The sequence below is a fragment of the Mesorhizobium shangrilense genome, from assembly GCF_040537815.1.
GTDB lineage: Bacteria > Pseudomonadota > Alphaproteobacteria > Rhizobiales > Rhizobiaceae > Mesorhizobium > Mesorhizobium shangrilense.
The window spans coordinates 3,225,006-3,238,025 of sequence record NZ_JBEWSZ010000001.1 but is presented as its reverse complement, the minus strand read 5'-3'; the positions used below and the strand labels follow the sequence as shown (position 1 = coordinate 3,238,025).

The 13,020-nt window shown below is 59.1% G+C and carries 13 protein-coding genes; 6 read left to right on the top strand and 7 right to left on the bottom strand.

Annotated features, from left to right (window positions below; genetic code table 11):
- Window positions 1-13: 13 nt before the first annotated feature.
- The 6 genes from ABVQ20_RS15935 to ABVQ20_RS15910 form a co-directional block, all read right to left on the bottom strand.
- Complete coding sequence (locus tag ABVQ20_RS15935; RefSeq protein ID WP_354460472.1) at window positions 14-1,144, bottom strand: ABC transporter ATP-binding protein; 1,131 nt, start codon at window positions 1,142-1,144, stop codon at window positions 14-16.
- Window positions 1,145-1,288: 144 nt separating this feature from the next.
- The gene (locus ABVQ20_RS15930; protein WP_354460471.1) at window positions 1,289-1,717 is read right to left on the bottom strand and encodes a hypothetical protein; all 429 of its coding nucleotides are present in this window, start codon (window positions 1,715-1,717) and stop codon (window positions 1,289-1,291) included.
- 243 nt (window positions 1,718-1,960) lie between these two features.
- Window positions 1,961-3,391, bottom strand: a complete 1,431-nt coding sequence (locus ABVQ20_RS15925) for an NAD-dependent succinate-semialdehyde dehydrogenase (RefSeq protein ID WP_354460470.1) — start codon at window positions 3,389-3,391, stop codon at window positions 1,961-1,963.
- Window positions 3,392-3,430: 39 nt separating this feature from the next.
- Window positions 3,431-4,243 carry an NAD-dependent epimerase/dehydratase family protein gene (locus ABVQ20_RS15920; protein ID WP_354460469.1) on the bottom strand — a complete coding sequence of 271 codons (813 nt, stop codon included), beginning with the start codon at window positions 4,241-4,243 and terminating at the stop codon, window positions 3,431-3,433.
- A 42-nt stretch (window positions 4,244-4,285) separates the two neighbouring features.
- Window positions 4,286-5,176, bottom strand: a complete 891-nt coding sequence (locus ABVQ20_RS15915; RefSeq protein ID WP_354460468.1) for an SMP-30/gluconolactonase/LRE family protein — start codon at window positions 5,174-5,176, stop codon at window positions 4,286-4,288.
- Between the two features lie 15 nt (window positions 5,177-5,191).
- On the bottom strand, window positions 5,192-6,244 hold the full coding sequence (locus ABVQ20_RS15910; RefSeq protein ID WP_354460467.1) for a threonine aldolase family protein: 1,053 nt from the start codon (window positions 6,242-6,244) through the stop codon (window positions 5,192-5,194).
- A gap of 145 nt (window positions 6,245-6,389) precedes the next feature.
- On the opposite strand from ABVQ20_RS15910, the gene ABVQ20_RS15905 reads away from it, so the two are divergent.
- Window positions 6,390-6,875: an Lrp/AsnC family transcriptional regulator gene (locus ABVQ20_RS15905; RefSeq protein ID WP_354460466.1), complete on the top strand. Its 486-nt coding sequence runs from the start codon at window positions 6,390-6,392 to the stop codon at window positions 6,873-6,875.
- A 171-nt stretch (window positions 6,876-7,046) separates the two neighbouring features.
- Here the strand turns inward: ABVQ20_RS15905 and ABVQ20_RS15900 are convergent, their stop codons facing one another.
- On the bottom strand, window positions 7,047-7,859 hold the full coding sequence (locus tag ABVQ20_RS15900; RefSeq protein WP_354460465.1) for an LEM-3-like GIY-YIG domain-containing protein: 813 nt from the start codon (window positions 7,857-7,859) through the stop codon (window positions 7,047-7,049).
- Between the two features lie 141 nt (window positions 7,860-8,000).
- Between ABVQ20_RS15900 and ABVQ20_RS15895 the strand changes: the two genes are divergently transcribed.
- Genes ABVQ20_RS15895 through ABVQ20_RS15875 form a run of 5 tightly spaced genes read left to right on the top strand, consistent with a single transcriptional unit; the run spans window position 8,001 to window position 12,982 of the window.
- Window positions 8,001-8,966 carry an ABC transporter substrate-binding protein gene (locus ABVQ20_RS15895; RefSeq protein ID WP_354460464.1) on the top strand — a complete coding sequence of 322 codons (966 nt, stop codon included), beginning with the start codon at window positions 8,001-8,003 and terminating at the stop codon, window positions 8,964-8,966.
- 10 nt (window positions 8,967-8,976) lie between these two features.
- The gene (locus ABVQ20_RS15890) at window positions 8,977-9,927 is read left to right on the top strand and encodes an ABC transporter permease (protein WP_354460463.1); all 951 of its coding nucleotides are present in this window, start codon (window positions 8,977-8,979) and stop codon (window positions 9,925-9,927) included.
- Window positions 9,908-10,759: an ABC transporter ATP-binding protein gene (locus tag ABVQ20_RS15885; protein WP_354460462.1), complete on the top strand. Its 852-nt coding sequence runs from the start codon at window positions 9,908-9,910 to the stop codon at window positions 10,757-10,759. Before ABVQ20_RS15890 ends, ABVQ20_RS15885 begins: the two co-directional genes overlap by 20 nt.
- A gap of 11 nt (window positions 10,760-10,770) precedes the next feature.
- Window positions 10,771-11,580: a TetR/AcrR family transcriptional regulator gene (locus ABVQ20_RS15880; RefSeq protein ID WP_354460461.1), complete on the top strand. Its 810-nt coding sequence runs from the start codon at window positions 10,771-10,773 to the stop codon at window positions 11,578-11,580.
- A gap of 37 nt (window positions 11,581-11,617) precedes the next feature.
- Window positions 11,618-12,982, top strand: coding sequence for an aminotransferase family protein (locus ABVQ20_RS15875; RefSeq protein ID WP_354460460.1), 1,365 nt, complete (start codon window positions 11,618-11,620; stop codon window positions 12,980-12,982).
- The last annotated feature ends 38 nt before the right edge of the window (window positions 12,983-13,020 follow it).

Below are 13,020 nucleotides of genomic sequence, written 5' to 3'. Positions count from 1 at the left end.
CCATTCAGGTAGCTCATGCGGCCGGCCTCGATACGGAGGCGCCGAGATAGGATTCGATCACCGCAGGATCGTCCATCACCTGCTGCGCCGTGCCTTGCGTCAAGACGCGTCCCTCCGCCATGACAATAACCCGGTCGCAGAGGCGCGAAATGAAGCCCATGTCGTGCTCGATCATGCAGAATGTGTAGCCGCGCTCCTCGTTGAGCCGGCGTATCGCGTCCTCGATCGAACCGAGCAGGGTACGGTTGACGCCGGCGCCCACTTCGTCCAGCAGGACGAGCCGTGCCTCGGTCATCATGGTTCTTCCAAGCTCGACCAGCTTCTTTTGGCCACCGGACAGGTTGCCGGCCGGTTCGTTGCGAAGACGCGTGAGATTCAGGAACTCGATCACTTCCATCGCTCGGTCACGGAGCACGGCTTCCTGCGCACGGATACGGTGACGCCCCAGCCATGTATCGACGATCCGCTCGCCCGACTGCTGGCCCGGAACGACCATGAAATTTTCGAGCACGGTCAATGTCGGGAATTCATGGGCGATCTGGAATGTGCGCACCACGCCCTTGGCGAAGAGGACATGCGGCGGAAGGCCCGAGACATCTTCACCTTCCAGCAGGATGCGTCCGGACTGGGGGCGATAAAGACCGGCGATCGTGTTGAACATCGTGGTCTTGCCGGCGCCATTCGGGCCGATGAGGCCGGTGATCGAACCTTTGCCGATGTTGAATGAAGCGCCGTTGATTGCCTTCAGTCCGCCAAAGCTCTTCTGGATATTCTCCACGGCGACAAGCGGCCCGCGCGCCAGGCGGAGCGGATCGCCGGATCTCGTCTCGCAATACATCGAATTCAAGATTGACAACTCCCCTCGCCGGCATTGCTTTTGGCTTCTTATCGGCCAGTCAAATTTCGAGGAGATTGCGCTTCGATTGTCGTCAATATTGATCAATAAATGAAATCTGAGATTGCTCTGGCCGCTGCTTATGAAATCTGATGCCAAAGGATCAATATGACGCGATAAGCGCTTGCCGGTATCATCGCAGATTGCCCGGTGCAAATCCGTCAGGTTCCGATGCACGTTTCGGTGCTGAATGTGGATTGGCCAAGTTTGGTCGATCCTGACGCACGCAAACCAGCGGCGGCGGCCCACCTGAAATATTTGAACATCAAGGCGATGGCCTAAACATCAAGCCAGGGTGCGCAAGGCAGGACGGATATCGGAATTTCTCGGCCATCACGTTTGGCAAACCGCCACCGCGAAACGACTCGCTGAGATCGGTGCGTCCGAGACGTTCTAGCTTCCGATGATCTTTGAAACGCTTAGGATGGCGTCTTCTATGCCACGGCGCAGCTCATGAAGCGCGTCACTGATTTGCGCTTGGCGACAAAATCCCAACAAACACCAGAGTTGATGTTGAGCGCGCTCCCCCGCCAACACGACAGATGCCTGATCGGAAAGGTTGCGGAGGATAACACCATGGCCATCGGCAATTCTTTTGAGCAAGCTCTTGTCGTTGCAGGCTTGCGTCAGGCGCAGGTGGAAAGTCAAAGCCAGCTCGACGCGGGAACGGGCTTTTGACGTCAGTTCACATTGAACCAGGATACGCTCGGCATTGATGATGTCGTCCGCGTTCAGCAAAGGAATTGCAAGCTCGAGCGCCCTCGGTTCGTACAACAGTCGCCGCTTCAGGGAGTTTATCAGCCCCTTGTCGTTGATGCCCATTGGTCAATTGCTCGCGGGTCGCCGAAATTTTTGATGACTTGCGCGAGCGGACGCAGCGGACTGGGCGATGCGCCGCTACCAAGGCGGTGCACAGCGTCGACATGGGGTTTGAAGTCGGCCCGACGTTTTCGATGCGAGAAACGCATACCGATCAGCATGGTCGACACGTCAATGCGTCTGCCGCAAACGGGGATTTTGTCCGCGCTTCTTGCACCGCTCAGAAGGGCAGCAAGCGGATCCTAGCTACCAGCTTGCCGAGATGTATTGGGTTTCCATAAATTCCAGCATTCCTTCATGCCCACCTTCGCGGCCCAGCCCAGATTGCTTGACGCCGCCAAACGGGGCGGCTGGATCGGAGACAAGCCCCCGATTGAGCCCGACCATTCCGAATTCCAGTCGCTCGCAAACCTGCAGCGCACGCTTCATGTTTTCGGAAAACACATAGGCGACCAATCCGTATTCAGTGTCATTCGCTCGACGAATGACGTCGTCTTGATCCCTGAAAGTCTGCACCGCCGCCACAGGCCCAAATATCTCGTCGTGGACGCATGCCGCGTCCTCCGGCACGTTCGACAGCACGGTTGGCGGATAGAAGAAGCCCTTGCCCTCGGGCACGAAGCCACCGGTTTCGATCTTTGCCCCGAGCGACACTGCGTCTTCCACGAAGCGGGCGACCTTGTCCCGAGTGCTGGCATTGACCAACGGGCCGACATCGATTCCGTCCTGGCTGCCATCGCCAACCTTGAGCCGCGCCATCTCGGCCGTAAGCCTTCGGGTGAATTCGACGGCGATGTCTTCGTGGACGTAGATGCGATTGGCGGCCGTGCAGGCCTCGCCCAAGTTGCGCATCTTGGCTTTCATCGTGCCTTCAATGGCCAGATCGAGGTCTGCGTCTTCGAGAACGATCAGTGGCGCATTGCCGCCCAGTTCCATGGCTGGTTTTAGAACCTGATCGGCGGCAGAACGAAGAAGCTTGCGCCCGACGGCGGTCGAGCCAGTGAAACTCACGACGCGAACCCGCTTGTCGTGCAGCAGATGGTCGACCAGTTCTGCCGACTGCGTCGTTGGAAGCACATTGACGAGGCCTGCTGGAACTCCGGCCTCTTCCAGCAGCGGCATCAAGGCAAGCATTGTGAGCGGGGTCTCGGCTGCCGGCTTGATGATTACGGCACAACCGGCGGCCAAAGCTGGCGCGATCTTGCGCGTGCCCATGGCAGCTGGATAATTCCACGGCGTGACGAGGACTGCGATGCCAGCGGGCTTGTGCTGGACAAGTATGCGAGCGCCCGACTCTGGCGCGTGCTTTACGAGGCCGTCGACGCGAACCGCTTCCTCGGAAAACCACCTGAAGAACTCCGCCGCGTATTTTGCCTCGGCCAGCGCGTCGCCTTTGGCCTTGCCGTTTTCCTGCGTGATCAAACGTGCGAACTCGTCCAGCCGCGCCGACATCAACGCCCAGGCCTTGCGCAAGACCTCGGACCGATGCCGCGGGGTCTGTTTTGCCCACGCCGCCATTGCGGCCTCGGCCGCATCCAGCGCCGCCTCCGCATCAGCAATGTCCGCCGACGCCACCGAGGCAAGAACCGTCTCGTCGGCAGGATTGATCACATCAAAGCGAGCAGCGGAAGCGCCTGAGCGCCAGGTTCCGTTAATGTATAAATCTCTGTATTTCATTATCTATTCCGTCCTGAAAGCCCTATGTCCACAGCCAGTTCATTCCGCTTTCAAGGTCTTTTCCGCGTTACCCGAGAAGCCGACATCGCATGCGCGTCCGCCTTGCGTCTTCCCGGCAAGCGGCCCCATGGGCTGACCGTGTTCAAGAATTTCCGCCAGATAGTCTTCCGCGTTCGATCGCGGTTTGTATCCGAGCCAGGCAACATGCGAATTGTCGACGCGTGAGCGGGTATTGTTGGACACGCCGTACACAACGTAGAAGTGGTGATCTGGTGCGCTGATGCATTGCTCGAAAAGATGGACGGCATCCTCATGGCTCAGCCATGTCGAGAGCATCCGCGTGTCTGTTGGCGTCTTTTCGAACGAAGCGACGCGCACGCATGCGACCGATAGCCCATGCTTGTCGGCATAGAGGCTGGCGAGCGCTTCTCCATATGCCTTGGAGACGCCGTAATAGCCACTTGGGCGCAGGCGCACGTTCGCATCAATGGTCTTCTCGATCGGATGGAAGCCCACTGCCTGGACGGAACTGCAGAACACCACGCGCTTCACGCCGGCGCGCCGCGCCGCCTCGAAGACCGTGTAAGTCAGCGCGTAGTTAAGTGGAAAAATGGTCTCCCACGGCGCTTCCTCGGGATATGCGGCCAGATGGACGACAAGGTCGACGCCCTGCATTGCTTCGACCATTTCCGGCAGGTTGGTCGCATCGGCATTCCAGATCTCTTCGCTCTCCGTCGCCGTACCAAGATTGGCAATGTCGAGCAGGCGCAAAACGCGATCAGGTTTCGCCAGGCCATTCCTCAACACCCGTCCAAGACGCCCGGCCGCGCCGGTGATCAGAACTCTCTGCAAGACAAATTCCCTTCAAATTCTCTAAGATCCGCAGGGTGCGACCTAACCCGCGTAACGGGTCATCGGCACTCCAGCCACTCCAGCCTCATAAGCAAAGACGTTCCCTGACAGTGGCTGCTGTCGAAGGTCTTCCGCCGTCAGATCCTCGCGCGCCGTGGTGATGAAAAGGGTCGACATGTTCGCGCCGCCAAAGGTGCAGGAGGTTACGTTTTGCGCGGGAATATTCAAAGTCAGCAAAACATCGCCGGACGGGGAGTAACGCGTTACCCTCGAACCGGCGAAATGAGCACTCCACAGGCAACCTTCTACGTCGACGGTGGCGCCGTCGGGACGCCCATGGCCCTTTGGCACCGTAGCAAAAACTCGCTCGTTGCTTATCGCCGCCGACTGCACATCGTAGTCGAAAGCAAGGATGTTCAGCGTCGGCGTATCGGTGAAATACATCGTCCGGCCATCCGCGCTCCAAGCAAATCCATTGCTGGTCTTGATGCCGCCGCGAACCTTGGTGACGCTCCTGTCGGCGTCCACGCAGTACATTGATGCGATCGGCCGCCTCTGCGACGGGTCGGAGACCTCGTGAATGCTACCGCACCAGAATCGGCCGGCCGGATCGCATTTGCCGTCGTTCATGCGGTTGCCTGGGAAAGGCTCTTCGGGTGTCGCGAAATGTTCGCAGGCTTCAGTCTCGAGATCGTAGATCGCGAACCCGTCACGCGTACCGGCGATGATGCTTCGGCCACCCTTCCTGAGCGCGATTGAACCAAACTCGAAAGGCGTTTTCCAGGTCTTCACCGCTGCGGTGACCGGATCGTAGCGATGCAGGACTTTCTCGGTGATATCGACCCAATACAGGCACTGCTGATCGACGTCCCAGACCGGGCACTCGCCCAAAGTGTTTTCTACAATGGCAATGCACTTAAGTTCGCTCGGCATGTCTTGTTCCCAGAATTAGATGCGCGTGATCTTGTGAATCCGCTCGAGAGCGGTCTCGACATCCGCGGTCGACAAATCGCGATGCGTGACGAAGCGCAACCTCTTGCCTTTCGGGGACAGGGCAAGAACCCCGGCATCGGCCAAGCGAGAATGGAACGCACGCGGATCGCCGAATTCGTCCGGTACATAAGCCATGACGATGTTGGTCTCGACAGCGGCGGTGTTGACGTCGAGACCCATTTCCTTGAGCCCGTTGGCGAGACGCTTCGCATTGGCGTGGTCGATCGCCAGATCGTCGATGTTCTCGCGTAGTGCCATCAGGCCGGCCGCAGCCAAGACGCCGGCCTGCCGCATTCCGCCGCCGACCATCTGGCGCCAGTGCCGCGCCTCTTCGACGAATGCGCGACTGCCGGCGACGATCGAGCCGCCTGGTGCTCCGAGACCCTTCGAAAGGCAAACCGTTACGCTGTCGACGGGATTGGCGAGGTCGGAAGGCTTTCGGGAAAGAGCGACCGCCGCGTTGAAGAAACGCGCACCGTCCATATGGAACACCAGCCCACGGGCCGAAGCGAAACTCCTGAGCTCGGTGAGATAGTCGACGTCCAGGCAGCGTCCGCCCTCGCCATTGTGGGTGTTCTCGACACAGATCAGCTTGAGCGTCGGATTGAGGACCGAAGGTCTCTGGTTGCTCGCCTGCACGGGTGCGAAGGTATTCAGCAGTTCCAGCGGGTACCGGCCATCTGGCGTCGGCAGCGGGTGGGAGGTCAGCCCGCACACCGCAGCCAGATGACCGGTTTCGTTGATGTGTATGTGCGAAGTGCTGCTGACGATCGTGGCCGATCCATGCGGCACCTGTGCCCTGATCGAAACCAGATTGCCCATTGTACCGCTGAGCACGAACAGCGCCGCCTCCTTGCCCAAAAGCTCCGCCGCATATTCTTCCAGGGCACGGATCGTCGGGTCTTCGCGGTAGTAGTCGTCCCCGACTTCCGCATCGGCCATGCGTGCCCGCATCGTCTTGCTTGGCACCGTCAAAGTGTCACTTCTGAAATCCAATCGCGTCGTCATCCGGCTCTTTCAAGATATTTACATCAGGTGACGATATCGGGATGAAGTGCGTTTTTCCGACAGAAGTTGACCATTGAATGAAATTGGATATGGTTTCTGTCCGTCTGTTTGGTAGAAAATTTCACTCTTGAATTTGGGAAGTAAAATGTCGACGCGACGTGCGGACCTGGACCAAATCGACCGAAAGATATTGAACCGGCTGCAGCGCGACAGCAGGATCACCAACGCCGACCTCGCCACAGAGGTCGGCACCTCGCCAGCATCATGTCTGCGCAGGGTCCGGCGCCTGCGCGAAACCGGCTACATCGAAAGGGAGATCGTGCTGGTCAATCCCGACAAGGTCGGCTCCAGACTGGTCACAATCACGGAAGCGAGGCTGAACAGCCACGATCGGAAGGGCCGTGACGAAGCGATCCGCCTGATCAGAAACATTCCCGAGGTGATTATCTTGTACAACGTCACCGGCAGCCGGGATCTGCTGTTCGTCTCCGTTTTCACGGATATGGCCGATTTCGAACGAACCATTGCAGAGCCATTGTCGGTCGTTCCGCAGATCCAGTCGATCAACAGCTATTTTGCGATCAAGACCATCAAGTTCGAGCCCCACATCCATTTCGACGAAACGCGTTAAGACGCGGTCCGGTTCGTAGTCGCCGAGCCTTCCAGGACGCAGCAAAACTATACAGCGGGCCGCAGGCGTGACAGGACTGAATGCCGCTCTCGAGTTGGCCAGAGGCGGCAAGAGTGTCGTCATTTTCGACAGCTAGTCTAACCCGCGTCCAACGGACAGTGAGCGTAGTCTTCAGCAGTTTATGTAGCGACATGCCTGTCGGGCAGGCGGCAGATCAATTGGACTGATCCGCTTGCCGTGCTCGCCGACGTAAAAGTCCCAGATGTCTTGTGGCGCCCGCTCTCCTTGAAATGCCAAGCGGTCCATTTCATCTTCGATATTGGCAATGTCCGGGAAGTCCGCTGCGCGCGCCGGCTTCCATCTAAGAGGCTTGAAAACGCCTACGGCTACACCTCGATCGACCGCCAGCACATATTCGACGGTTTCGGCTCGTTTCTGACGGAGAGGCCAGCAATAACGGATCAGGTCAAAGATAACCTTGTGGTCGCGCCGTCCGCGCAGTTTGTTGATCGTGATCGCCAGAAGTTTGTGTTCTTGCCCCAAAGCCAACTGGGGCAGATTATAGCGTTGGAGAAGTCCCTCGACTGTTGCCATGCCATAGATTGAGGCATGGTGTCCTCGGACGGCGTTGTGAAGCGACGGATAGGCATCGATCAGAGCGGCTTCGACCTGATAAGCCGTGTCGTCATCCATGCCATGCCGATGGATCACGTATTCGACCGAGACGTTTGCGCTACGAATTTCCCTGATTCGATCAAGTTTCGGCGACATGATGCCGGGTTCATCTTCGGCGGGAACACATGCCTCAAGCGCATGCTGGAACACCCGATCGCCGCGCCCTTTGCCGACGTAAAAGGTTTCACCGCACCGCGGATCGATCAGACGATAGACATAGGCCTTCAACTGACCTGCGACTTCATACGAGAATTTGCCCGTCATTGCCCCCCCCGAGTGCAGGAAACCATACATGTCGCCGACCGACATGCAACATCCGTCGCGCCGAACAATGACCAGCTTGCGACAAATCTTTCGCTGTGCGGATTGACAAATTATGAAACTGCATTCAGTTTCATAATTTGAACAGACAAGCGCTGCTGGCAAGGCGGCCAAACACGGGGAACTGACATGAAGTCACTGATCGCACTGTCGACGGTTGCAGGTTTGACTTTCGCTTCCGCAGTGGCCGCTAAGGCGGAGGATGCTGCGCTTTCCGGCAAGACAGTCTGTGTGAACAGATATGCGTCGGCGCCTGTCATTGATGACATCCTGAAAGGGATGAACGACGGCCTGAAGGCCTCGGGTGGCGAAAAGATCGTCCAGAATATCCAGAACCCCGAAGCTGATGCCGCGACACAACAGACGATCGCGCAGCAATTTGCCAGCGGTGGCTGCGATCTCATCGTGGTCATTGGCACCGCCGCGGCTCAGTCCATACAGCAGGCGACCAAGACAGTTCCGGTAGTGTTTATCGGCGTGTCGACACCCGTCGAGGCGGGCATCGTTCAGTCCCTCAAAAAGCCCGGCGGCAACATGACGGGCGTTTCGGATCCTCTTCCTGTTGAATCGGAAATCGACGGCATGCTGAGCATCCTGCCGACGATCGAGACCATCGGCCTGATCTATAAGGTTGGCGACCCCGCCGGTGATCCGCTGGCAGCGCGCGCCGTAGCGCACATCGAAGGCAAGGGTTTGAAGCACGTCACCGCGGGTATCGCCAATGCCGGCGAAACCACCCAGGCGGCACAATCGCTTGTGGGACGCGTTCAGGCAATCGAGTTTCCCTGTGACACGACAACGATCTCTGGCATGGCAGGAGCGCTGAAGGTCGCCAAGGATGCCAAGCTTCCAGTGTTCGGCTGCACGTCCGATGCGGTCAAGGGTGGCGCGATCCTGGCTGGCAGCTACAGTTATGTGACTGTTGGAACGAGGGCGGCCGACCTTGTGGTGGCAGTGCTGAAGGGCGCCAACCCCGCCACGACACCGGTCATCATTCCCAAGATCGCTGGCTTCGAGATCAACAAGACCGAGGCGGACGCCTTGGGGCTCAAGATCCCCGCGACTATGATGACCTCAGCAGTCAAAACCTACTGAGGCGGATTCGATGCTGATCGATGTGCTCGTGATCGGGGCCCAGATAGGGCTCCTCTATGGACCTCTAGCGCTTGGTATTTACCTGGCGATCAACGTGCTCAGCCTGCCTGATTTGACGCTTGAAGGCTCGTTCGGCCTCGGCGGTGCGGCTGCCGCGAGCAGCCTTCTCATGGGATTCGATCCGGTCAGCTCACTGCTGCTCGGCATGTGTGCCGGCGCGCTTGCAGGACTTGTTACAGCCCTGCTGCACGTAATCCTTCAGATGAACGTTCTCCTCGCCGGTATTCTCATGACGACAGCGGCGTGGTCCGTCAGCATCGCCGTGATGGGCACAGGCAATGTTTCTCTCGTCCGGGTCGAGACCTTGTTCACCTGGGCAGAGAATTTGGGGCTCCGCAACCAGTCTGCTTCGATTCTTGTGGCGGGCATTGTGACCTTGATTTTCGCGACCTTCCTGGTCTGGCTTCTGCACACCGGATACGGCCTGGCGACACGCGCAAGCGGGTTGAACATACAGACCGCACGAAGTCTGGGCATCCGGACGGAGATGCACCAGATTCTCGGCCTCATGCTGGCCAATTCACTGGCGGCGGCATCGGGAGCACTGGTGGCGCAGAGCCAGGGGTTCATGGATGTCTCTATCCAGGGCGGCGTAATCGTGGTCGGTCTGGCGGCATTGACGATTGGGACCAGCGTCATTCGTTCCGACAAAGTCGCCGTCGGGGTGACCTCCGTTATCATCGGCGTCATCATCTATCGCTGTATCGTGGCACTCAGCCTCAGAATGGGCATTCCGCCAAACTCCGTTCGGTTGATCACCGCGCTGCTGGTGTTCGCCTTTATCGCAGCCCGCATTCACGGAAAAGGCACGCTTACGATTTCCGGGTTCGAAGGCTGGCGGGCCCGTCGGCGCAAACATGTGCAATTCTTGGAGAACGATCGTGTCACCACCCTTCTCTGAGCGACGCAAAGCTATCGATTCACCTGCCATACGGCTTCGCCACGCGACGAAGCGTTTTGCAGGCCTTGGCAAGAAGGAAGTCTTCACCGCGCTGGATGATTTGACCATCGATGTCGCACGCGGTTCCTACGTTGCACTGATCGGCTCCAACGGCGCTGGCAAGTCCACCCTGCTTTCAATCCTCATGGGGACATTGCTCCTTGATGAGGGATCCCTGCATATCGACGACGAGGATATGAGCGAAAAGCCCTCGTGGCAGAGGGCTTTCAAGATTGCGCTCGTTCGCCAGAACCCCGAGCACAACGTGCTTTCCTCGCTCAGTATCGAGGAGAATTTCGCATTGGCAGTGATGGGAAGGGAGCGTGCCTTCCGTCTTCGCAGATATGATCGCGACGCGGTGCGGGTGGCCGCAAAAAGCGCGCTTCAGCGATTTGGCATGGGGCTGGAAGATCGGCTCGGTGAATCCACGGGCACTCTCTCCGGAGGGCAGCGCCAGGCAGTGGCGATGGCGATGGCTGCAGTCCGCAATCCGCGCGTTCTGCTGCTGGATGAGCACGTGTCGGCGCTTGATCCCAAGCGTGCGAAAGTCGTGGCCGACGTAACCGAGGAGATCGTGCGCGCACAAGACATCACGACAGTCATGGTCACGCATGATCTTGGTCATGCACTCAGCCACACTGATCGAGTGCTGATGATGCATCGCGGCAAGGTGGTGATGGATCTGTCGGGCGAAAAGAAAGCTGCCCTCGACCTCACCGAGCTCGCCCGTCAATTCGAGCGACTGGTCGGGGAGGCACTGCCTGACCGCACGCTCCTCGCGGCGGCTTCCTGATGGGGGACGAGATGACGGATGACAACGCGCCAAGCGCCTCGCCGGTTCGAACCCCGCCAAGTCAGGGCCAAGCAGGCTCCACCGGACCTCATCTGGCATTGGGTGATCGCTACGTCGCCGCCCTGAATGCGCAGATCAAAGGCGCGGGTGGCGAAGGCAAGAGCGCGCGGACGCGCGCAAAACTGAAGCGGGCGGCGTTCGATTGCTTGACGGAAAGCGACCTTGCCAGCCTCACAATTGGCTCGATCACCGGAAAGGCAAAGGTCGCGGCAGGAACATTCTACCTGCATTTCGACAGCATCCGCGACCTGGTGCTTGAGGTCTTCTCGGAGTTCGCCGCGGTCGATATCGCGCCGGCAATTCCCGAAGGCGACGAATTTGTCGACCTCTTCTCCCAGATGAAGGCGACGTTCATCGAAATCGTGGGAGCGTTCCGCCGCCGCCGGATGTTCTTTCGATCATTGTTCCAGATGAAGCGGCAGGATGCGGATGCCAACGCGGTCTGGCTGAGGCTGACGGCCCAATGGGCGGAAATACTCTCGGCCATCGCCAGGGATCATGCGAAGCAGCCGGTCCCCGCGGCCTTCGACCGGTTCATCGGGCACGCAACGAGTGCGTTTGCCGACGAGATCATGACCCGTATCTATGTCGACGAGATTTTTGGCGCGGCGTTCCCCGACGATCCGCGCAATGACGAGCACGTGGCGGAACTCCTGGCCTTCACGCGCCATCGGATGCTGTTCGGCTCTGACCCCGACCCGAAGCTGCTGACGGCGAATTCCCCACTCAACGGTTTCTCTTACCCTGCCAAGCGGTCCTGAAAAGACCCGCCCCGCAGGCAACAGTGCGAGGATACTCATGACACTGCGCTATCAGCATTTCATCACGCCCGAAGGCACGAAGGAATTCCCCAAGGTCGTCCGCGGTGAAGGCGTCTATATCTGGGACAGCACCGGTCGCCGTCTGCTGGATGGATCGTCGGGCGCCATTTCGGTCAATGTCGGCCATGCCCACCCCAGGGTGCTCGAAGCGATGCGCGACCAGATGGACCGCATCATCTACGCGCACAGCATGCGATGGGACAACGACCCCAATGAGCGGTTGGCCGCGAGGCTCGAGCGCTTGAGCAACTGGAATTATGGCGCCGCCTTCTTCGTCTCCGGCGGTTCTGAGGCCAATGAGGCCGCTATCAAATTCGCCCGTCAGGTGGCGGTGGCGCGGGGCCAGGCATCACGCTTCAAGATCATCAGCCGCATCCCTTCCTATCATGGTGCGACGACGGCGCTTCTCGGCATCACCGGCGACCCCGACTATGCGGCAGCCTACAGGCCGATGTTTGTCGAAATGCCAAAGATTGACGCGCCGCTGATGTATCGGCGCCCGGCCGGCGAAAGTGAACAGGATGTCGTCGACCGCTGTGTGCGGCAGCTGGAAGAAACGATCCTCAGGGAAGGCCCCGAAACCATCCTCGCCTTCATGATCGAACCGATCGGCGGCGTGTCGACTGGAGCCCTGGTTTCCCCAGACAGCTATTCCACCCGCATCCGCGAGATATGTGACCGTTACGGCGTCATGCTGATCTATGACGAGATCATGAGCGGTGCCGGGAGGACAGGCAAGTTTCTCGCCGGTCATCACTGGCTGGATTGCCGGCCCGATATCGTCACGCTCGCCAAGGGTGTCAGCGGCTCGTATGCCCCGCTTGGCGTGGTCCTGGCGTCAGCCGATATGGTCCAGGATGTCCGCCGTTCGGGCGGCTTCAAGCACGGCCATACCTACTCGGCCAATCCCGTCAGCTGCGCTGCGTCCGACATGGTTCTTCAGGTCGTGGAGGAGGACGGCCTGATGGAGCGAGCGCGGACCCTGGGCGCGCTGATCAGGTCCCGATTGGAAGAAATCAAAGGCAAGACCGGCATCATCGGCGACATTCGCGGGCTTGGACTGCATATGGCCGTCGAGATCGTCGCAGACCAGGTAAGCAAGGAACCGTTCCCGGCAGAGATGCGGGCGAGCGAGCGGATAGGAATGATCTGCCGCGACCATGGACTGCTGCTGTTTTCCCGGCGCACCGCCGGCGGTTCGTTTGGAGAGTGGCTGATGGTCTGTCCTCCTCTGACGATCAGCGAGGCGGAAATCGAGGAACTGATAGAGTCGTTCACCGCCGGCATTCGCGCTTTCGAGAAAGAGATTTCGGCGGAGCCGGAATTGCGCGCGAGCGCCTGACCGAAATGGCGGCAGTGCCTGCCGCAATCAGAAGAACT